We start from the raw sequence: 15,313 nt of genomic DNA, 5'->3' as shown, positions 1-15,313 counted from the left end.
CCGGTTGCGCCACGGCGGCGCAACCCTATCTTGGCGTTCAGATAAGAGGGGCTTTCGCGCGCATGGCGTCCATCATTACCGTATCGGGCCTGACCAAAAGTTATGCATCGGGCTTTCAGGCGCTGAAAGGCGTCGATCTGGAGATTGAGGAAGGCGAGATTTTCGCGCTGCTGGGGCCGAACGGCGCTGGCAAGACGACCATGATCTCCATCATTTGCGGGAATGTGCGGCCGACCGGCGGCAAGGTAACCGTCGCCGGGCACGATATCGTGCGTGACTATCGCGGGTCGCGCTCCGCGATCGGGCTGGTGCCGCAGGAACTGCACACCGACGCGTTCGAGCGGGTGATAGACACGGTGCGCTTTTCCCGTGGCCTGTTCGGCAAGCCGCGCAATGACGCGCATATCGAAAAGGTGCTGCGTGACCTTTCGCTATGGGACAAGCGCAACAGCAAGATGCTGGAACTGTCCGGCGGCATGAAGCGGCGCGTCATGATCGCCAAGGCGCTCAGCCATGAGCCGCGCGTGCTGTTCCTGGACGAGCCGACCGCTGGCGTCGATGTCGAGCTGCGCCGCGACATGTGGAAGCTGATCGGCGAATTGCGGCAGACCGGCGTGACCATCATCCTGACCACCCATTATATCGAGGAAGCCGAGGAGATGGCTGACCGGGTGGGCGTGATCAACAATGGCGAGCTGATCCTGGTCGAGGAAAAAACTGCCCTGATGAAGAAGCTGGGCAAGAAGACGCTCACCGTGACGCTGGGCGAGCGGCTGGAGCGTCTTCCGGTCGAGCTTGGCGACTGGGATGTGGCGTTGAATGCCGATGGGTGCGAAATCGAATATGTTTTCGATACGCGAGCGGAGCGTACCGGCGTGTCGTCGCTTCTGCGCAAGCTCGGTGACCTTGGCATCGGTTATAAGGACCTCAACACGCAGCAGAGCAGCCTGGAGGATATTTTCGTGAGCCTGGTCCATCAGGAGAAGGCGGCATGAGCGGCGGTTTCAACCATCGGGCGATCTGGTCGATCTACAAGTTCGAGCTGCACCGGTTCAGCCGCACGCTGCTGACGGGGCTGCTGGTGCCGGTGATCACGACATCGCTCTATTTCGTGGTGTTCGGCGGTGCGATCGGATCGCGGATGACGCAGATCGACGGGGTTCCCTATGCGGCGTTCATCGTGCCGGGGCTCATCATGATGTCGATGTTCACGGAAAGCATCTTCAACGCGAGTTTCGGCATCTACATGCCCAAATTTGCAGGGACCATCTACGAACTGCTGTCAGCCCCGGTTTCAGCGACGGAGACGGTGATCGCCTATGTCGGCGCGGCGGCGACCAAGTCGCTGATCGTCGGCATCATCATTTTCGTGACCGCGCATTTGTTCGTGGATATTCATGTCGCGCATCCGTTCGCCATGGCGGGGTTCATGTTGCTGATAGCGGTCAGTTTCTGCCTGTTCGGCTTTATCCTGGGCATATGGGCGCAGAGTTTCGAGCAGCTGCAGGTGATCCCACTGCTGCTGATCATGCCCATGACCTTCCTTGGCGGGGCGTTCTATTCCGTGCACATGCTGGCCGAACCGTGGCGGACGGTGACGCTGTTCAACCCGATCGTCTATCTGGTGTCGGGTTTCCGATGGACCTTTTTCGGGCGCGGAGATGTGGGGATAGAGTTCAGCCTGCTGTTCGTCAGCGCGATGCTGCTGGTTTGCCTGGCCATCATCGGATGGATGTTCCGGACCGGCTACCGACTGAAGAAATGAAAGGGGCGGTCAGTTGCCGACCGCCCGCTGGGCTGTTCAGGCCGCGGCGCTTTCGGGAGCGACGGCAAAGAGGGTGACGCCCTTATATTTGTCGTCATTTTCATTGTAGAGGCCGTACATCGCCTCGAACGTCTCATCCAGCACGCTGACGTCATTGAGGCCAGCCAGCTTGAACGTGCCGAGCTTCAGTTCGCGGGGCGGGCCGCCTTCGCGCTCCACGGTCACGGCGTCGATAAACATCTCGTCGTGACGGGTATAGAGGATGTGCGGCGCCAGCTTGACGACCATCTTATTGTAGGTCGCCTTGAGGCATTTCTGAAGCGCGATCGCTTCGAAAATGGTCGTCGGGGCAGTCATAATGTCCCGTCCTTTAGCAATTTGGCGCTGGGGTTCAATTGCTTTGTGCATCGCACCATGGCCGCATAGTGCATCCGGGCCTTTTTCAGGATGAGCCGACAAGTCCCAGGCGGTCACGCATCATCCAGCGGACAAGCAGCAACACCGCCACCGCTCCCAGCCCGCTTGCCAGGCCAAACCAGATGCCCAGGCCCTTCATGCCCAAGGGGAAGGCGAGGAGGGTGCCGACACCGACGCCGATAATCCAATAGCCAATGAGAGCGAAGATCATCGGCACCTTCGTATCGTGCAGGCCGCGCAGGACCCCCGCGCCCACCGCCTGCGTCGCATCGACCAGTTGGAACAGGGCGGCAACGGCCAGGAAGCTGACCGTGAGCGCTGCGGTGCCCGCATTTGCGGTATCGGTCAGGTCGAGGAACGCGCCGATCAGCAGGCGTGGAACCGTGATCAGCAGGATCGCCGCTGCAAAGGCGAAGCCGAAGCCCAGAATGAGGGCGAGCCAGCCCGCCCGGCCTACGCCCGCCCTGTCGCCGCGTCCGTAGGCCAGGCCCACGCGCACGGTTGCGGCTTGGCCGATGCCCATCGGCACCATGAAGAGAAGCGCGGCGATCTGAATGGCGACGGCGTGCGCGGCGAGCGAGTCGCGGCCGATGAGGCCCATGAGCAAGGCCGACGCGTTGAAAACCGTGGTTTCGAAGCCGACCGTGATCGCGATCGGCAGGCCGAGCGCCCACACGGCGCGATGCCGTTCCCGATCGCGGGTCCAAAAGCGACCGAACAGCCGGTAGCGCCGGAAGCGCCGGTCTATCAGGATTACGGCGAGCAATCCCAGGAACAGGAAGAGCGAGGACAAACTGCTCGCCAGCCCCGCGCCGAACAGGCCGAGCGCAGGCAGGCCGGCGTGGCCGAAGATCAACAGCCAGCCCGCAAGCAGGTTGAAGGGCATCGCCAGCAGCATGATGACCACCGCCCAGACAGGCCGCTCGAGCGCCGAGATGAAGTTGCGCAAGGTGGTGAAGCCCAGAAATGGCAGCAGCGCCCATTGCAGGCCATGCATCATCCGCCCGGCTTGATGCGCCAGGTCAGGCTGCTGTCCCATGCCGAGCAGTATCGCTTCGCTCTGGGAAAGCAGGAGCCAGGCGGGCAGGACGAAGAGGAAGGCGGCGCGCAGCGTCTGCTGTACGGTGCGGCGTACGTCGCGGACCGAATGGCGGCGGCGGCCGCGTTCATTGGCGATGAGCGGGGCTGCGGCCGTTACAAGTCCCATGCCGAAGATGAGCAGGGCGTGGAACAGATTGATGGCGAGAGCGCCTGCGGCAACCCCTTGCGCGCCGAGCCGGCCGATCAGCAACAAGTCCGTCGCAGCAATCCCCGCCCAGGCGATATTGCCCGCGATCATGGGGAGGGCCAGCGCCAGCAGCGCTCCTGCCTCTATGCGCCAGGGGGAGGGGTGCCAATTCATGTCAAACCTGACCCACGCCGTTCGCTCGACACGAACGTCCGAAGAGTTGCTCGAATAATCCTTCAGTGCTTCTTGAACAGGTGCAGCGCTGCGACGATTATGCCGCCGATCACCAGGCCAACTATTGCGCCCCCAATTGCATTCACGACCCAATCGATAGCCGCGCTCAAGGCGGGCAACGCGTGAGCAGCGCCCTCGGCGACATGATGAATTGCGCCTGGGATGAGGTCCCAGTGGAATTCATGCAGGCCATGGACGATGAGCCCGCCGCCGACCCATAGCATGGCCGCAGTACCGACGACGGATAGGATCTGCATCAATACCGGCATTGCCTTCACCAGGCCCCGGCCCACTGCGCGGGTGGCGGCAGCGGAGCGGTCCGCGAGGTGAAGGCCGATATCGTCCATCTTCACGATAAAGCCGACAACGCCATAGACGCCTGCGGTGATGAGGACGGCGACGACCACCAGGATCAGTGCCTGTTCCCACAGAGGTTCGGTAGCGACGGTGCCGAGTGCAATAGCCATGATTTCGCCGGACAGAATGAAATCGGTGCGGATCGCGCCCGAAACCTTCTGGTCTTCCAATTCCTTCGAACTGTGCGTGGTCATCGCTTCCTCGGCGACGTCATGGCCGCCTTGCACTGCTTCAAGCAGCTTTTCGACCGCTTCGAAGCATAGGAAGGCGCCGCCCAGCATCAGCAGCGGCGGCAGCAGCCAGGGCGCAAAGGCGCTCAACAGCAGCGCGGCGGGAAGGAGGAAGAAGAGCTTGTTACGCAGCGATCCGCGCGCGATCTTCCAGATGATGGGCAGTTCCCGGTCGGGGGTAAGGCCCATGACATAGCGCGGCGTCACCGCCGTATCATCGATGACCACGCCTGCCGCCTTCGTTCCTGCCCTGCCCGCCGCCGCCGCGACGTCATCGAGAGAGGTTGCAGTGAGCTTTACGATGCCCGCGACATCGTCGAGCAACGCGATCAGACCCGAAGGCATTGATATATTTCCCCTGTTGCAGGGCCGATGCGCAGCCCTCTACGGCTTGGTCTCATAGGGGCGCGGCCAAGCGGGAGCAATAACAGCGCGGATCAGGATGGATCAGGCGATGCCGCGATAGTTGCCGGGCGGGTCGCTGGCGGGGAAGGATTCGTCCATCTGCTCATCGACCATGTCCCAATCTTCGGCGGCTATATGCTGCTCTTCCGGTCCTGCATCGCGCACGATGCCATATGAGCCGACCGGCGCGCGATGGTCCAGGTCATGCCTAGCTTGCCGCTCTTGCCAGGCGCGCCACGCAACTGCACTCAAGCCGCCCAGAAAAGCGAGCTTCAACAACCCCTTCATGACGATTTCTCCTGCGAGTCGTGAACATGTATCCAGTCGGCCCGGTTGCCGCTCACTCCGTGAGGATGGAGCGAAAATTCGCCTTCTTCGTCTGTGCCGGGTTCGGCCTCATCCCCACCCGGATGCGTCGCGACGGCCCAGCGTTCCCGCAGCGCCGCGTTGATCATGGCCCGCCACTGGCTCTCATCGCCCGCTTCGCGCATCGCTGCGTCAGGGTCTTTCATGATGGCGAGGATGCTGGCGGCGTCGGCCACCCGTTCCTCCCACTGATCGGGTTCGCCGGCGGCAAGATGACGGGCCAGCCGTTCGATAAGGGTGCGCTGTTCCATGGCCGGGGAACGCGTGCCGATCAGCTTCCGTTCCGCCTATTTCGTGACGCAAGCGAAGCGGCTTGAACGGTACGGGCGGATGCTCGTTGAAAAGGCGTGAAGCGTGCTGAAAGGAGACCAACCATGCCTCGCGGCGACAAGAGCAGCTATACCGACAAGCAGAAGCGCAAGGCCGAGCATATCGAGGAGAGCTATGAGGACCGTGGCGTTTCGCGCGATGAAGCAGAACGGCGAGCCTGGGCTACGGTGAACAAGGAATCCGGCGGCGGGAACAAGTCCGGGTCCGGCCGGGGTAAAGCCGACACCCATGTGTCTTCGCGCAAAGGTGGACGGAAAGGCGGCGCAGCTTCGGCCCGCCGGTCTGCGGCCGATCGTTCGGCTGCGGCCAAAAAGGGTTGGGAGACGCGGCGGAAGAGGGCCGCTGGTTAGTCTTCCTAGCGGGAACTCTTCGCCATAGGCTGCAGCCTGATTTCGAACAATTTGGGCCAATATTTGCCGGTGATGAAGAGCCGGTCCGCTTGTGCGTCATACGCTATGCCGTTTGGAACAGCCTCGTCATCGGTCGCGCCGCTGGCCTTCGCGAGCGGCGCAATGTCGATCCAATCGATGACTTTGCCTGTCGCCGGGTCGATGCGCGCGATGTGGTTGTCATACCAGATATTGGCCCAAATCTCGCCTTTTACATATTCCAGCTCGTTTAGCCGATCGACGAGGCGTCCGTTGAAGCTGACCGTTATGCGGCGCGTTTCCGCGAGTGTTTCCGGGTCTAGAAAACGGAGCTGGGCGGTGCCGTCGCTCATGATGAGATTGCGGCCGTCCTGCGTCAGGCCCCATCCTTCGCCTTCATAGCGGAAGCGAGAGACGGGTGAAAAGTCGGCAAGCTTCCACACGAAGCCCTGACGATGACGCCAGGTGACGCTGATCAGCCGGTCTTTCCAGTTGACGATCCCTTCGCCGAAATAGGGCTGGGGGATGATGCGCCGCTCGATGACCTTGCCGTCTTTCAACGAGACCTTGCGGATTGCGGAGCGGCCCTCAAGGCCCGTGCTTTCGTAGAGGGCGCCATCGTGGAAGAAGAGCCCCTCTGTGAATGCCGCGGGATCGTGGGGGTAGGTTTTGACCAGCTTCCAAGGCGTGTCTGCTAGCGCGGGTGCGGACAGGAGTGTGAGCAGACAGAGCAGAGGGAAAAGCAGAGCCGCCCACCTCCGTTGGTTTCGAGAGAGGTTGAAAAAGACCGGCGGGGGGTATCCGTTTCTAGACTTCGCTCGAAACGAACGGTTGGTGGACATCATTCGGCGGCTTGCCCTGCGATGGCGGCGGCAAGCCATGCCGGCAGAATGGCAGGATCAATATCCTCCACACGGCGCAATTCGATCGATAGGCCCATGTCGGTCAAGGCAAGGCGCTGGCGCTTCTCATCGGCCTCGGCCAGCGGCACTGCGACGAGGCGGCGATTAACCTTGCTGCGGTAATGCATGCGTGCGGTGTTTTCCTGGCCGACATAGCAGCCTTTGTCGAAATCGACGCCGCGCAGTTCCCCGGCATTGGTTTCCAGCCAGAGCGTCTGATCCTGACCCAACTCGGCCGCGCCCTCGAACACCGCGAGGGACAGGCGATGCGCGCGGAAGGCGGGGGACGCGTCGCCGGTTGTGGCCGGGGCGAGCCAGCGATGCCCAAGCGCGGGCAAGCGCGGGTCGAGCGGCTTGTCCGCAGCATCGAGTGACCAATGAACGGCGAGGCTGTCTTCACGTCCGACCACTACTTTGCGGCGTAAGCGATACAAGGTGAGGCGCTTCGCGAGCGCATCGGCCTGCGCCGCTTCGCAGTCTATCAGCACATCGTCGCCATCAGCCCATAGGATGAAGTCGAACAGCGCCTTGCCCTGCGGCGTCAGCAGCCCTGTCCAGCGGGGCTCGTCTGCCTTCAGCGTCAGTACATCGCGGGTCAGTAGGCCCTGGAGGAACGGCCTTGCTTCTTCGCCTGAAATTCTGATGAGCGCTCGGTCGCTGAGTGTGGTGGGGGTCATCCGTGCAACTTAGGCGCAGCCCTTGATTTTTCTACCCCGTTCGTGTCGAGCGAAGTCGAGATATGTTGCGCACGGCTTCTCGACCCTTCGGCGATGCTCAGGACAGGCTTCGCTCGAAGCGAACGGAGAATTTAGATGACCCAGACTTATGACCTCATCCTGAAGAATGGCACCGTTCATACGCCCGGCGGCGCAGACAAGGCCGATGTGGGGGTTCGCGGCGGCAAGATCGTGGCAATCGGCAGCGCGCTGGGCGATGCGGGCGAGGTGATCGACTGTGCGGGGCTCGATGTGCTGCCGGGCTGCATCGACAGCCAAGTCCATTTCCGCGAGCCGGGGCTGGAGCATAAGGAAGACCTCGAATCGGGCAGCCGCGCGGCGGTGCTGGGCGGTATCACCGCCGTATTCGAGATGCCCAACACCAATCCCAATACCGACAGCGATGAACGGGTCCGCGACAAGCTGACCCGCGCGCATCACCGCATGTGGTGCGACCATGCTTTCTATGTCGGGGCGACGGCGGATAATGCCGAGCAACTGAAAGAACTGGAGCGGATTCCCGGCACGGCGGGGGTGAAGATCTTCATGGGCGCATCGACTGGCAGCCTTTTGGTCGATGATGATGCGGCCCTGTCCCGCGTGCTGGCGAGCGGCACGCGCCGCGTCGCCATCCATGCCGAGGACGAAGCGCGGATGAATGCACGCAAGGACCTGCGGGTGGAAGGCGATCCGTCTTCTCATCCGGTCTGGCGGGATGATGAAAGCGCGATGATCGCGACGAAACGGATCATCGGCCTTGCCCGCAAGGCGCGCCGCCGCATCCATATCCTGCATGTGACGACGCCTGCGGAGCTAGAGTATATAGCGGGGCACAAGGACATCGCGACCTGCGAGGTGACGCCGCAGCATCTGACGCTGGCGGCCGAGGACGCCTATCCACGCCTTGGCACCTATGCGCAGATGAATCCGCCGATCCGTTCGGGCGCGCATCGCGATGGCCTCTGGCGCTGGCTTAACCAGGGTGTGCCGGATGTGCTGGGTAGCGACCATGCGCCGCATACTGTCGAGGAAAAGGCCAAGGCTTATCCCGCTTCCCCTAGCGGGATGCCGGGCGTGCAGACGCTTGTTCCCCTGCTGCTCAACCATGTGGCGGAGGGGCGCTTGTCGCTGCGGCGGTTCATCGAATTGACCTCCTCCGGACCGCAGCGGGTGTTCGGCCTAGTGGGCAAGGGGCGTATCGCTCTCGGCTATGACGCTGACTTCACCGTGGTGGATATCAAGAAGCGGTGGACGGTGGGCAGCGAATGGCTGGCCTCACGCTGCAACTGGTCGCCCTTCGAAGGGATGGACCTTACCGGCAAGGCGGTGGGCACCATCGTTCGCGGCCATCGCGTGATGTGGGAAGACACGCTCGCCAATGAGGCCGTGGGCGAGGCTGTGCGGTTCGAGGCGACGGAGTTCGCCTGACCTGCAAACCGTTCGTTTCGAGCAGAGTTGAGAAATGAGGGGCAAACCTTCCGGGGCTCGACTGCGCTCGAAACGAGGGGAGGCTAGTCTAAGCCGCTGCCAACCTGCTGCGCCTCGCCGCCGCGAAGCTGTCCGTCGCAAAGAGGATGAGGCCGAGCCAGATGAGCGCGAAGCTTAGGATCTGACCGTGCGTCAGCTTTTCGCCGTAGAGAAATACGCCGCAGAAAAATTGAAGCGTCGGCGCGACATATTGCGTCAGCCCGAGCGTCGCCATCGGCAGCCGCTGCGCCGCCATGGCGAAGAGGATGAGGGGTACGGTCGTGAGCGCCCCCGAGATCAAAAGCAGCGTCGTCAGATAGGTATCCTTGCCAAGGCTAATGCCGCCATGGGCCGACAGCCAGAACAGATAGGCAAGCGCCAGTGGAGCCAGGATCAGGGTCTCAGCGCCCAGCCCGACCATTGGAGCGACGGGCGTCAGCTTGCGGATGAGGCCATAGAAGGCGAAGCTGATTGCCAGGGCCACGCTGATCCACAAGGTGGTAAGCGCCGCAGCCGCCATGATGGCGACGCCCAGCGCGGCGATGCCGATGGCGATGGCCTGTCCCCGACGCAGCCTTTCCTTCAGTACGAGGACGCCCAGCGCCACATTCACTAGCGGGTTCAAGAAATAGCCCAGGCTCGCGGCGATGACATGGCCGTCGTTGACCGCCCAGACATAGACCAGCCAGTTAATCGCTATGAAGAATGCCGATCCGGTCAGAGGCAGCAATAAACGCCGGTCACGCAGGGTGGCGAGCAGCATGCCGATGCTGCCGCGTGCGGCCAGCAGGCCCAGGATCAAGGTGAGGGACCAGATGATGCGTTGCGTCACCACTTCGACCGGGGTGACGGCATTCAGCAGCTTGAAGAAGATGGGCAGCAGACCCCACAGCCCATAAGCGCCCAGCGCGGCGAGCAGCCCCGTGCGCAGGTCCTGTCGATGCTGATTCAGAAGATGCCTCCGCCCAGGAAGAGGCGCAGCGCCCCAAAGGCGGCGACGAGCAGACAGAAATTGCGGCCGCTGTTTCGCGTCGACAGCATGCCGATCAACGCGCCGAACAGCGCGACGGGCACAAGCAGCCAATTGGCGATGCCAAGAAACGGCAGAAATGCCGGGATCATAAACAGCAGCGCGAAAAGGCCGATGAGAACGGAAAGGACGTTAAGCATGATAGGCAAAATGGCCCTTAGGCTGCCCGGGCACAAGATGGTCCGCAATGCCAATGCAAAGCGAATGGCATCGCGAAATTTTTAGCGATTTACCAAAATCCCTAACGGAAAATTAACCTCCGCTCTTCATCCCTTATTTACGAAGGAGTGAAGCCATGCTGCGTTTCCGTTCTGCCTGTGCCCTTGCAGTGTTGCTGGCATTGCCGCTGGCGAGTTGCGGAAAACGCGATCAGGAGGCGGACCTGAACGCACTCGACGCGCAACTCACCAATAACGCGGTCGATCCGGCGCTGAATGAGGCGCTTGCGGGGAAGATCGTGGTCGATCCCAATCTGGCGAAGCGCTCCGGTGGCAAGGCAGATCGTGCCGCGACTCTGCCCATGCTGAAGGGCGATGCGGCAAAGGCGCTCGCCGAATCGGTGAAGATCGCGGGAGGGAAGCTGCTGGCGACGCCCGCCCCTGGGCAGGGCGACGCAGCGGAATCGACGGCGGCGCTCACGTCCGTCGCGCAGGAGCAGCATAAGCCCGGCGGCAACGTCTTCTGCCGCAAGCAGCTCGCTTATGGAATGCAGTGGGCGAGCCGGATGCCCGACCCGTTCACCGTCTTTCCCGGCGGCCAGCTGAAGGAAGCGGCGGGCGCGGATAAGAATGGCTGCACATTACGGGCGGCCACCTTCGTGACGCCCGTGCCCCGCCAGAGCGTGATGGATTTCTATTATACTCAAGCGCGACGAGCGGGTTTTGACGCTGAACACAAGATCATGGACGGCGATCATGTGCTGGGCGGCACGCGCAACGATGATGGGGCGGCCTTCCTCTTGCTCTTCACCGACGCGCCGGGTGGACGGACAAACGTCGATATCATCGCCGATCAGGGGCAGTAGCCAAGCAGAAAGGCGCGCGCGCCCATTTTCTTTGCCGCATTTTGCCTCTAGGGCGGGCGGCATGAACAATATCCTCCTCGTCATGAGCGGTGGCGCAGTCGGCGCGCTGGCCCGCTATCAGCTTGGCCGCTTCGCCGGCCAAATGCTGCCGGGTGCGCTGTGGCCGTGGGGGACCTTTGCCGCCAATGTCCTGGGCGGCTTTGCAATGGGCCTGCTCGCCGGATGGCTCGCGCGGTTCAATGCCGGTTCGGGTGAGGCGGTGCGGCTGCTCCTCGGTGTCGGCGTACTGGGCGGCTTTACGACCTTTTCTTCCTTTAGCCTTGAGACGGTGCTGATGATCGAGCGTGGCCAAATGGGCATGGCGCTGGGCTATGCGGTCTTTTCCGTCGTGGCGGCAGTCGCTGCCTTGGTTGGCGGCCTTAGCGTCGTGCGGAGCGTCGCATGAAGGGCCGTCCTCCGGGCAAGCCGTCGGGTCCCCCACGTGGCGGCCGTAAGCCGGCTAGCGGTGCTGGCGCGCCGGGCCGTGCACGCGGGGCCGCCAAGGCGGCGCGTGCGCGCAAGCCTGATGGGGCGAAGCCCACCGCTAAGCCATCGGCTAAGCCCGCACAGGCAAAAACTGCTCCGGCAAAGGCGGTTCCGGCGAAGGCCGCTCCGGCCAAGGGCGTCTCGCTCGATGTTCGGCAGTTCCGGGTGGGGCCGGATGATGACGGCATCAGGCTCGACCGTTGGTTCCAGCGGCATCTGCCCGACATCGGCTTCAACAGCGTGTCGCGCTGGGCGCGCACGGGGCAGTTGCGCGTGGATGGCGCGCGTGCAGCTCCCGGCGACCGGCTGACCGAAGGCCAGATGATCCGCGTTCCGCCCGCCGAACCCAAGGCTCCCGAAGCAGCCAAGCCCCGCCGCGTCCGCCCGCAATTGAGCGACGATCAGGAGGCCTTTGCGCAGAGCCTTGTCATCCATCGGGATGCGCAGGCGATCGTCATCAACAAGCCGCCCGGCCTTGCCACGCAGGGCGGGACCAAAACCGACGACCATGTCGATGGCCTGCTCGATGCGCTGGAATTCGAACTGGATCAGCGGCCAAAGCTGGTTCACCGGCTGGACAAGGACACATCCGGCGCGCTGCTGATTGCCCGGACGTCGCGATCTGCGGCTTATTTCGCAAAAGCCTTCTCCAGCCGCACCGCGCGCAAGGTCTATTGGGCGATCGTCATGGGCGTGCCGTCGATCGACGATGGCATGATCGAACTGCCGATCGCCAAACAGCCCGGCACCGGCGGCGAGAAGATGCATGTCGATGAGGAGGAGGGGCTGCCTGCTCGCTCGCGCTATCGCGTGATCGAGCGCGCGGGCAACCGCGCCGCCTGGGTGGAACTGCAGCCGCATACCGGCCGCACCCACCAGCTGCGCGTGCATATGGCGGCGATCGGTCACCCGATCATCGGTGACGGCAAATATGGCGGCAAGGAAGCCTTCCTGTCGGGCTCGATCAGCCGGAAGATGCATCTGCATGCTCGCCGCATCCGGGTGGATCATCCCGATGGCGGCCGCGTCGATGTGCGCGCAGAACTGCCGGAGCATTTCGCCGCCAGCCTGACGTCGCTGGGCTTCGACATTAGCGCTGGCGACCTGCCGTTGGACGAGGAAATCGCTCGCGCACCTACGCGGGAGGATGAGAAGAAGGCGGCGCGCGCGCATGCCAAGCAGGTTCGCAAGGGCCGGCGGGGTGAACGGCGTTCGCGGGGAGCGGGCGCGCCGCGCAAGAAATGAGCAACCGGCTCGCAGTGTTCGACTGCGATGGCACATTGGTGGATAGCCAGCACAGCATCTGCACGGCGATGACTCGCGCCTTTGAGGCGGAAAAGCTCGCGCCGCCTGATCGGGCGAGCATCCTGTCTGTCGTAGGACTTTCGCTGCCGCTGGCGATTGCTCGGCTCCTGCCGGACGCGCAGACCGATTTCCACGATCATCTCTCCGAAAGCTACAAGCGCGCCTTTCACCGCTTGCGGCAGGACAATGCCGTGTCCGAACCGCTTTATCCCGGCATTGCGGAACTGATCCGCGGCCTCGATGCGGACGGCTGGCTGTTGGGCGTGGCGACCGGAAAGTCCGATCGCGGCCTTAACCTCTGCCTCGGCCATCATGGCATCCAAGCCCATTTCGTGACGCTCCAGACCGCCGACCGGCATCCGTCGAAGCCGCACCCGTCCATGCTGCTGACCGCCATGGCCGAAGCGGGCGCGGCGCCTGAAACCACGGTGATGATCGGTGACACGAGCTACGACATCGACATGGCGCTCGCCGCAGGTACGCGCGCGCTGGGGGTGAGCTGGGGCTATCACGCGCCGTCAGACCTGATAGCCGCGGGCGCGCATGGCATAGCGATGGACAGCAGCGAACTCAGCAACCATATCCGGGCAAAATGACCGACTTCCCTCCTCCGCCTCCCGTCGATCCCGAAAAGGCCGCGCGTCAGCGTCATTTTGCGCTGGGCCTATTCCGCCTGTCCGGCGCTCTGCTGGTGATGTTCGGCTTTCTCATCCTGATGCAGCGGTTCAGCTGGGTGCAGGGGGGCAAGGCCAAGGCGATGGGCGCAATCTTCGTGATGGTCGGCCTGTTCCAGTTCATGATCGTGCCCCGCCTGCTGCTAGCGCTGTTCCGGAGGCCGCCGCAATGAGGCGCTTCTACAAGGATGTGGCGGTTATCTCCGGCGATGCAGGCCATGAGATCCAGTTGGATGGGCGGCCGGTGCGCACCCCTGCGCGGGCGTCCTTGGCCTTGCCGACGTTGCGGCTGGCAGCGGCAGTGGCGGACGAATGGCGTGCGCAGGGCGAGAGCGTCGATCCGCGAACCATGCCCTTCACCGGCCTTGCAAATGGAGCGATCGATCAGATTGCGCCTAATCGCGAAAGCTTTGCCGCTGGCATCGCCCGATATGGGGAAAGCGACCTGCTCTGCTACCGCGCCGATGGGCCTGCGGAACTGATCGCGCGCGAGGCTGCGGCATGGGACCCGCTGATCGATTGGGCGCGGCACCGCTATGACGTCACTTTCCGCGTGACTCATGGGGTCATCCCGGTCGATCAGCCGCCCGAGACGCTCGAAAGGCTGGAGGCGGCTGTGATGGCCTATGATCCGTTCATGCTGGCAGGGCTATCCACGCTGGTCACCTTATCAGGGTCGCTGGTGTGCGGATTGGCGATCGTTGAGGGCGGGCATGATGCCGACACGATCTGGACGGCGTCGGAAATCGATGAAGCCTGGGAAATCGAGCAATGGGGCGAGGATGCCGAAGCTGCCGCTCGCTCGGCCAAGCGGCGGGACGAGTTTGCGATGGCCCGGCGATTTTGCGCGTTGGTGAGCGAGTAGCCGCGAGCTTGGCGTCTCGCCACGGGCAAGCTCGGTCTTAAGCCTCAGCCGACCTCAGCTTGTTCGCATAGACCATCCGCCCTGGCCCAAGCAGCCCCAGCAACTGGGGGAGCATGTGGCGCGCCACCGCGAAACAACCTTCGCTACGGCCGATCTTGCCCCAGGTGGCGATATGATCCTCGCTCACATAGTCCGCGCCGTGCACCACGATCGCCCGCATTTCCGCATTGTTGTTCTGAGGATCGAGCCCCGTGAGGCGCATCGCTCGGCCATGCTGCCCTTCGTAGATTTCGCCCGTCTTGTAGGCGCCTGCCGAACTGGCGAGCGAATTGGGCTCGTTCGAGAAGGTCTGGAGCCAACCCGAATGGGCCGGATCCGAGCCGCGGCCATGGGCGACCAGATAGGAGCTGGAATGGCCACCGACCAGATCGACGATGTGAAAGCGCAACTCCCGCGAGGGAGCGTCAAAATCGGCCAAGGCAACGCGGTCCCGTAGCGCGAACATGTGGGAATGTTGATCCATTGCGGCCTTTGCCCGGTCGAGCAGATTGGCATAGGGCTGCTTTGCCAGCGGCGTTACCGGATGGGGCGTGGGAGGAGGCGGTAGCGGCGCAGAGGGCTGCGGCACACCCGTCAGGGCAGCCCGCCCAGCGCTATCGGCCAAAAATGAAAAGGCGAGCCCGCTCAAAGCGAGCTTCGTAAAACTGCGGCGATCCATGGTGCCCAATATAGCAAAGACGCCCGGGCAGTCCAAGACCGGGGCGGGGAGAGGCGGCCGCCATTCGTCCGAAGGCGGCCAGCCTTTGGCTCAATTGGTCGAGTTGCTGCTTTCGGACGGCTGATTGTCGAGCCGCGCCGTCATGCCGGTCGCCTCCGCATCGTCTTGAATCTGCTGCTGTTCCGAAATGCTCGGCGGCGGCGCGGGTTCCGCGGCGGCGGCATTGTTCGAGGGCGGCGGCAGCGGCGCTTCGGGTTCCTCGATAATCACATTTTCTACCGGCGGCTCGACCAGATTGTTGGTCGTGGGCGCTTCCTCTTCCTTTTTTCCGCAGGCGGAAAGGGCGAGCGAGCCAGCCAGAATGGCGAGGGCAATCTTGCGCATTTG

The 15,313-nt window shown here is 63.1% G+C and carries 21 protein-coding genes; 10 read left to right on the top strand and 11 right to left on the bottom strand.

Features of this window, described 5'->3' with window-relative positions:
* Positions 1-62: 62 nt before the first annotated feature.
* Both ACFO3E_RS19065 and ACFO3E_RS19060 read left to right on the top strand, forming a co-directional pair.
* A complete protein-coding gene (locus ACFO3E_RS19065; RefSeq protein WP_066528007.1) occupies positions 63-995 on the top strand; it encodes an ABC transporter ATP-binding protein in 933 nt (310 codons plus the stop codon).
* Complete coding sequence (locus ACFO3E_RS19060) at positions 992-1,765, top strand: ABC transporter permease (protein ID WP_066528018.1); 774 nt, start codon at positions 992-994, stop codon at positions 1,763-1,765. Before ACFO3E_RS19065 ends, ACFO3E_RS19060 begins: the two co-directional genes overlap by 4 nt.
* A gap of 36 nt (positions 1,766-1,801) precedes the next feature.
* Here the strand turns inward: ACFO3E_RS19060 and ACFO3E_RS19055 are convergent, their stop codons facing one another.
* The 5 genes from ACFO3E_RS19055 to ACFO3E_RS19035 all read right to left on the bottom strand — a co-directional run bounded on the left by ACFO3E_RS19055 (position 1,802) and on the right by ACFO3E_RS19035 (position 5,253).
* Positions 1,802-2,122, bottom strand: a complete 321-nt coding sequence (locus ACFO3E_RS19055; protein WP_066528019.1) for a hypothetical protein — start codon at positions 2,120-2,122, stop codon at positions 1,802-1,804.
* A gap of 85 nt (positions 2,123-2,207) precedes the next feature.
* The gene (locus ACFO3E_RS19050; protein WP_066528021.1) at positions 2,208-3,584 is read right to left on the bottom strand and encodes an MATE family efflux transporter; all 1,377 of its coding nucleotides are present in this window, start codon (positions 3,582-3,584) and stop codon (positions 2,208-2,210) included.
* 62 nt (positions 3,585-3,646) lie between these two features.
* A complete protein-coding gene (locus ACFO3E_RS19045) occupies positions 3,647-4,576 on the bottom strand; it encodes a DUF808 domain-containing protein (RefSeq protein WP_066528022.1) in 930 nt (309 codons plus the stop codon).
* A gap of 102 nt (positions 4,577-4,678) precedes the next feature.
* Positions 4,679-4,924, bottom strand: a complete 246-nt coding sequence (locus ACFO3E_RS19040; RefSeq protein WP_066528026.1) for a hypothetical protein — start codon at positions 4,922-4,924, stop codon at positions 4,679-4,681.
* Complete coding sequence (locus ACFO3E_RS19035) at positions 4,921-5,253, bottom strand: hypothetical protein (protein WP_066528027.1); 333 nt, start codon at positions 5,251-5,253, stop codon at positions 4,921-4,923. Before ACFO3E_RS19035 ends, ACFO3E_RS19040 begins: the two co-directional genes overlap by 4 nt.
* 123 nt (positions 5,254-5,376) lie before the next feature.
* Here ACFO3E_RS19035 and ACFO3E_RS19030 point away from each other — a divergent pair, with 123 nt between their 5' ends.
* Positions 5,377-5,682 (top strand): plasmid stabilization protein, encoded by a 306-nt coding sequence (locus tag ACFO3E_RS19030; protein ID WP_066528028.1) that lies wholly within the window; start codon positions 5,377-5,379, stop codon positions 5,680-5,682.
* A gap of 5 nt (positions 5,683-5,687) precedes the next feature.
* Here the strand turns inward: ACFO3E_RS19030 and ACFO3E_RS19025 are convergent, their stop codons facing one another.
* Both ACFO3E_RS19025 and ygfZ read right to left on the bottom strand, forming a co-directional pair.
* Complete coding sequence (locus ACFO3E_RS19025; protein ID WP_066529388.1) at positions 5,688-6,446, bottom strand: glutaminyl-peptide cyclotransferase; 759 nt, start codon at positions 6,444-6,446, stop codon at positions 5,688-5,690.
* A gap of 95 nt (positions 6,447-6,541) precedes the next feature.
* A complete protein-coding gene (gene ygfZ / locus ACFO3E_RS19020; protein WP_066528031.1) occupies positions 6,542-7,279 on the bottom strand; it encodes a CAF17-like 4Fe-4S cluster assembly/insertion protein YgfZ in 738 nt (245 codons plus the stop codon).
* A 135-nt stretch (positions 7,280-7,414) separates the two neighbouring features.
* Here ygfZ and ACFO3E_RS19015 point away from each other — a divergent pair, with 135 nt between their 5' ends.
* Positions 7,415-8,746 carry a dihydroorotase gene (locus ACFO3E_RS19015; RefSeq protein WP_380806994.1) on the top strand — a complete coding sequence of 444 codons (1,332 nt, stop codon included), beginning with the start codon at positions 7,415-7,417 and terminating at the stop codon, positions 8,744-8,746.
* An 88-nt stretch (positions 8,747-8,834) separates the two neighbouring features.
* Here the strand turns inward: ACFO3E_RS19015 and rarD are convergent, their stop codons facing one another.
* Both rarD and ACFO3E_RS19005 read right to left on the bottom strand, forming a co-directional pair.
* Entirely contained in the window at positions 8,835-9,716 is an 882-nt protein-coding gene (gene rarD / locus ACFO3E_RS19010) for an EamA family transporter RarD (RefSeq protein ID WP_380807190.1), read from the bottom strand.
* Positions 9,717-9,733: 17 nt separating this feature from the next.
* On the bottom strand, positions 9,734-9,955 hold the full coding sequence (locus tag ACFO3E_RS19005) for a hypothetical protein (protein WP_066529389.1): 222 nt from the start codon (positions 9,953-9,955) through the stop codon (positions 9,734-9,736).
* A gap of 155 nt (positions 9,956-10,110) precedes the next feature.
* On the opposite strand from ACFO3E_RS19005, the gene ACFO3E_RS19000 reads away from it, so the two are divergent.
* The 6 genes from ACFO3E_RS19000 (at position 10,111) to ACFO3E_RS18975 (ending at position 14,208) form a co-directional block, all read left to right on the top strand.
* Positions 10,111-10,839, top strand: coding sequence for a hypothetical protein (locus ACFO3E_RS19000; protein ID WP_066528034.1), 729 nt, complete (start codon positions 10,111-10,113; stop codon positions 10,837-10,839).
* A gap of 61 nt (positions 10,840-10,900) precedes the next feature.
* The gene (gene crcB / locus ACFO3E_RS18995) at positions 10,901-11,284 is read left to right on the top strand and encodes a fluoride efflux transporter CrcB (RefSeq protein WP_066528037.1); all 384 of its coding nucleotides are present in this window, start codon (positions 10,901-10,903) and stop codon (positions 11,282-11,284) included.
* A complete protein-coding gene (locus ACFO3E_RS18990) occupies positions 11,281-12,609 on the top strand; it encodes an RluA family pseudouridine synthase (RefSeq protein WP_066528040.1) in 1,329 nt (442 codons plus the stop codon). The genes crcB and ACFO3E_RS18990 overlap by 4 nt, the downstream gene beginning before the upstream one ends.
* Complete coding sequence (locus ACFO3E_RS18985; protein WP_066528041.1) at positions 12,606-13,265, top strand: HAD-IA family hydrolase; 660 nt, start codon at positions 12,606-12,608, stop codon at positions 13,263-13,265. The genes ACFO3E_RS18990 and ACFO3E_RS18985 overlap by 4 nt, the downstream gene beginning before the upstream one ends.
* Positions 13,262-13,516 (top strand): hypothetical protein, encoded by a 255-nt coding sequence (locus ACFO3E_RS18980; RefSeq protein ID WP_066528043.1) that lies wholly within the window; start codon positions 13,262-13,264, stop codon positions 13,514-13,516. Before ACFO3E_RS18985 ends, ACFO3E_RS18980 begins: the two co-directional genes overlap by 4 nt.
* Entirely contained in the window at positions 13,513-14,208 is a 696-nt protein-coding gene (locus ACFO3E_RS18975) for an ATP12 family chaperone protein (protein WP_066528047.1), read from the top strand. Before ACFO3E_RS18980 ends, ACFO3E_RS18975 begins: the two co-directional genes overlap by 4 nt.
* Positions 14,209-14,245: 37 nt before the next feature.
* On the opposite strand, the gene ACFO3E_RS18970 is transcribed toward ACFO3E_RS18975, so the two are convergent.
* Together ACFO3E_RS18970 and ACFO3E_RS18965 are read right to left on the bottom strand one after the other, a co-directional pair.
* Entirely contained in the window at positions 14,246-14,926 is a 681-nt protein-coding gene (locus tag ACFO3E_RS18970; RefSeq protein WP_066528054.1) for a murein L,D-transpeptidase catalytic domain family protein, read from the bottom strand.
* Positions 14,927-15,016: 90 nt separating this feature from the next.
* Positions 15,017-15,310, bottom strand: a complete 294-nt coding sequence (locus ACFO3E_RS18965; protein ID WP_066528056.1) for a hypothetical protein — start codon at positions 15,308-15,310, stop codon at positions 15,017-15,019.
* Between the last annotated feature and the right edge of the window lie 3 nt (positions 15,311-15,313).

This window comes from Sphingobium tyrosinilyticum (genome assembly GCF_042654265.1).
GTDB lineage: Bacteria > Pseudomonadota > Alphaproteobacteria > Sphingomonadales > Sphingomonadaceae > Sphingobium > Sphingobium tyrosinilyticum.
Note: the sequence above shows the minus strand (reverse complement) of the source record. Positions and strands in the feature narration are given on the sequence as shown.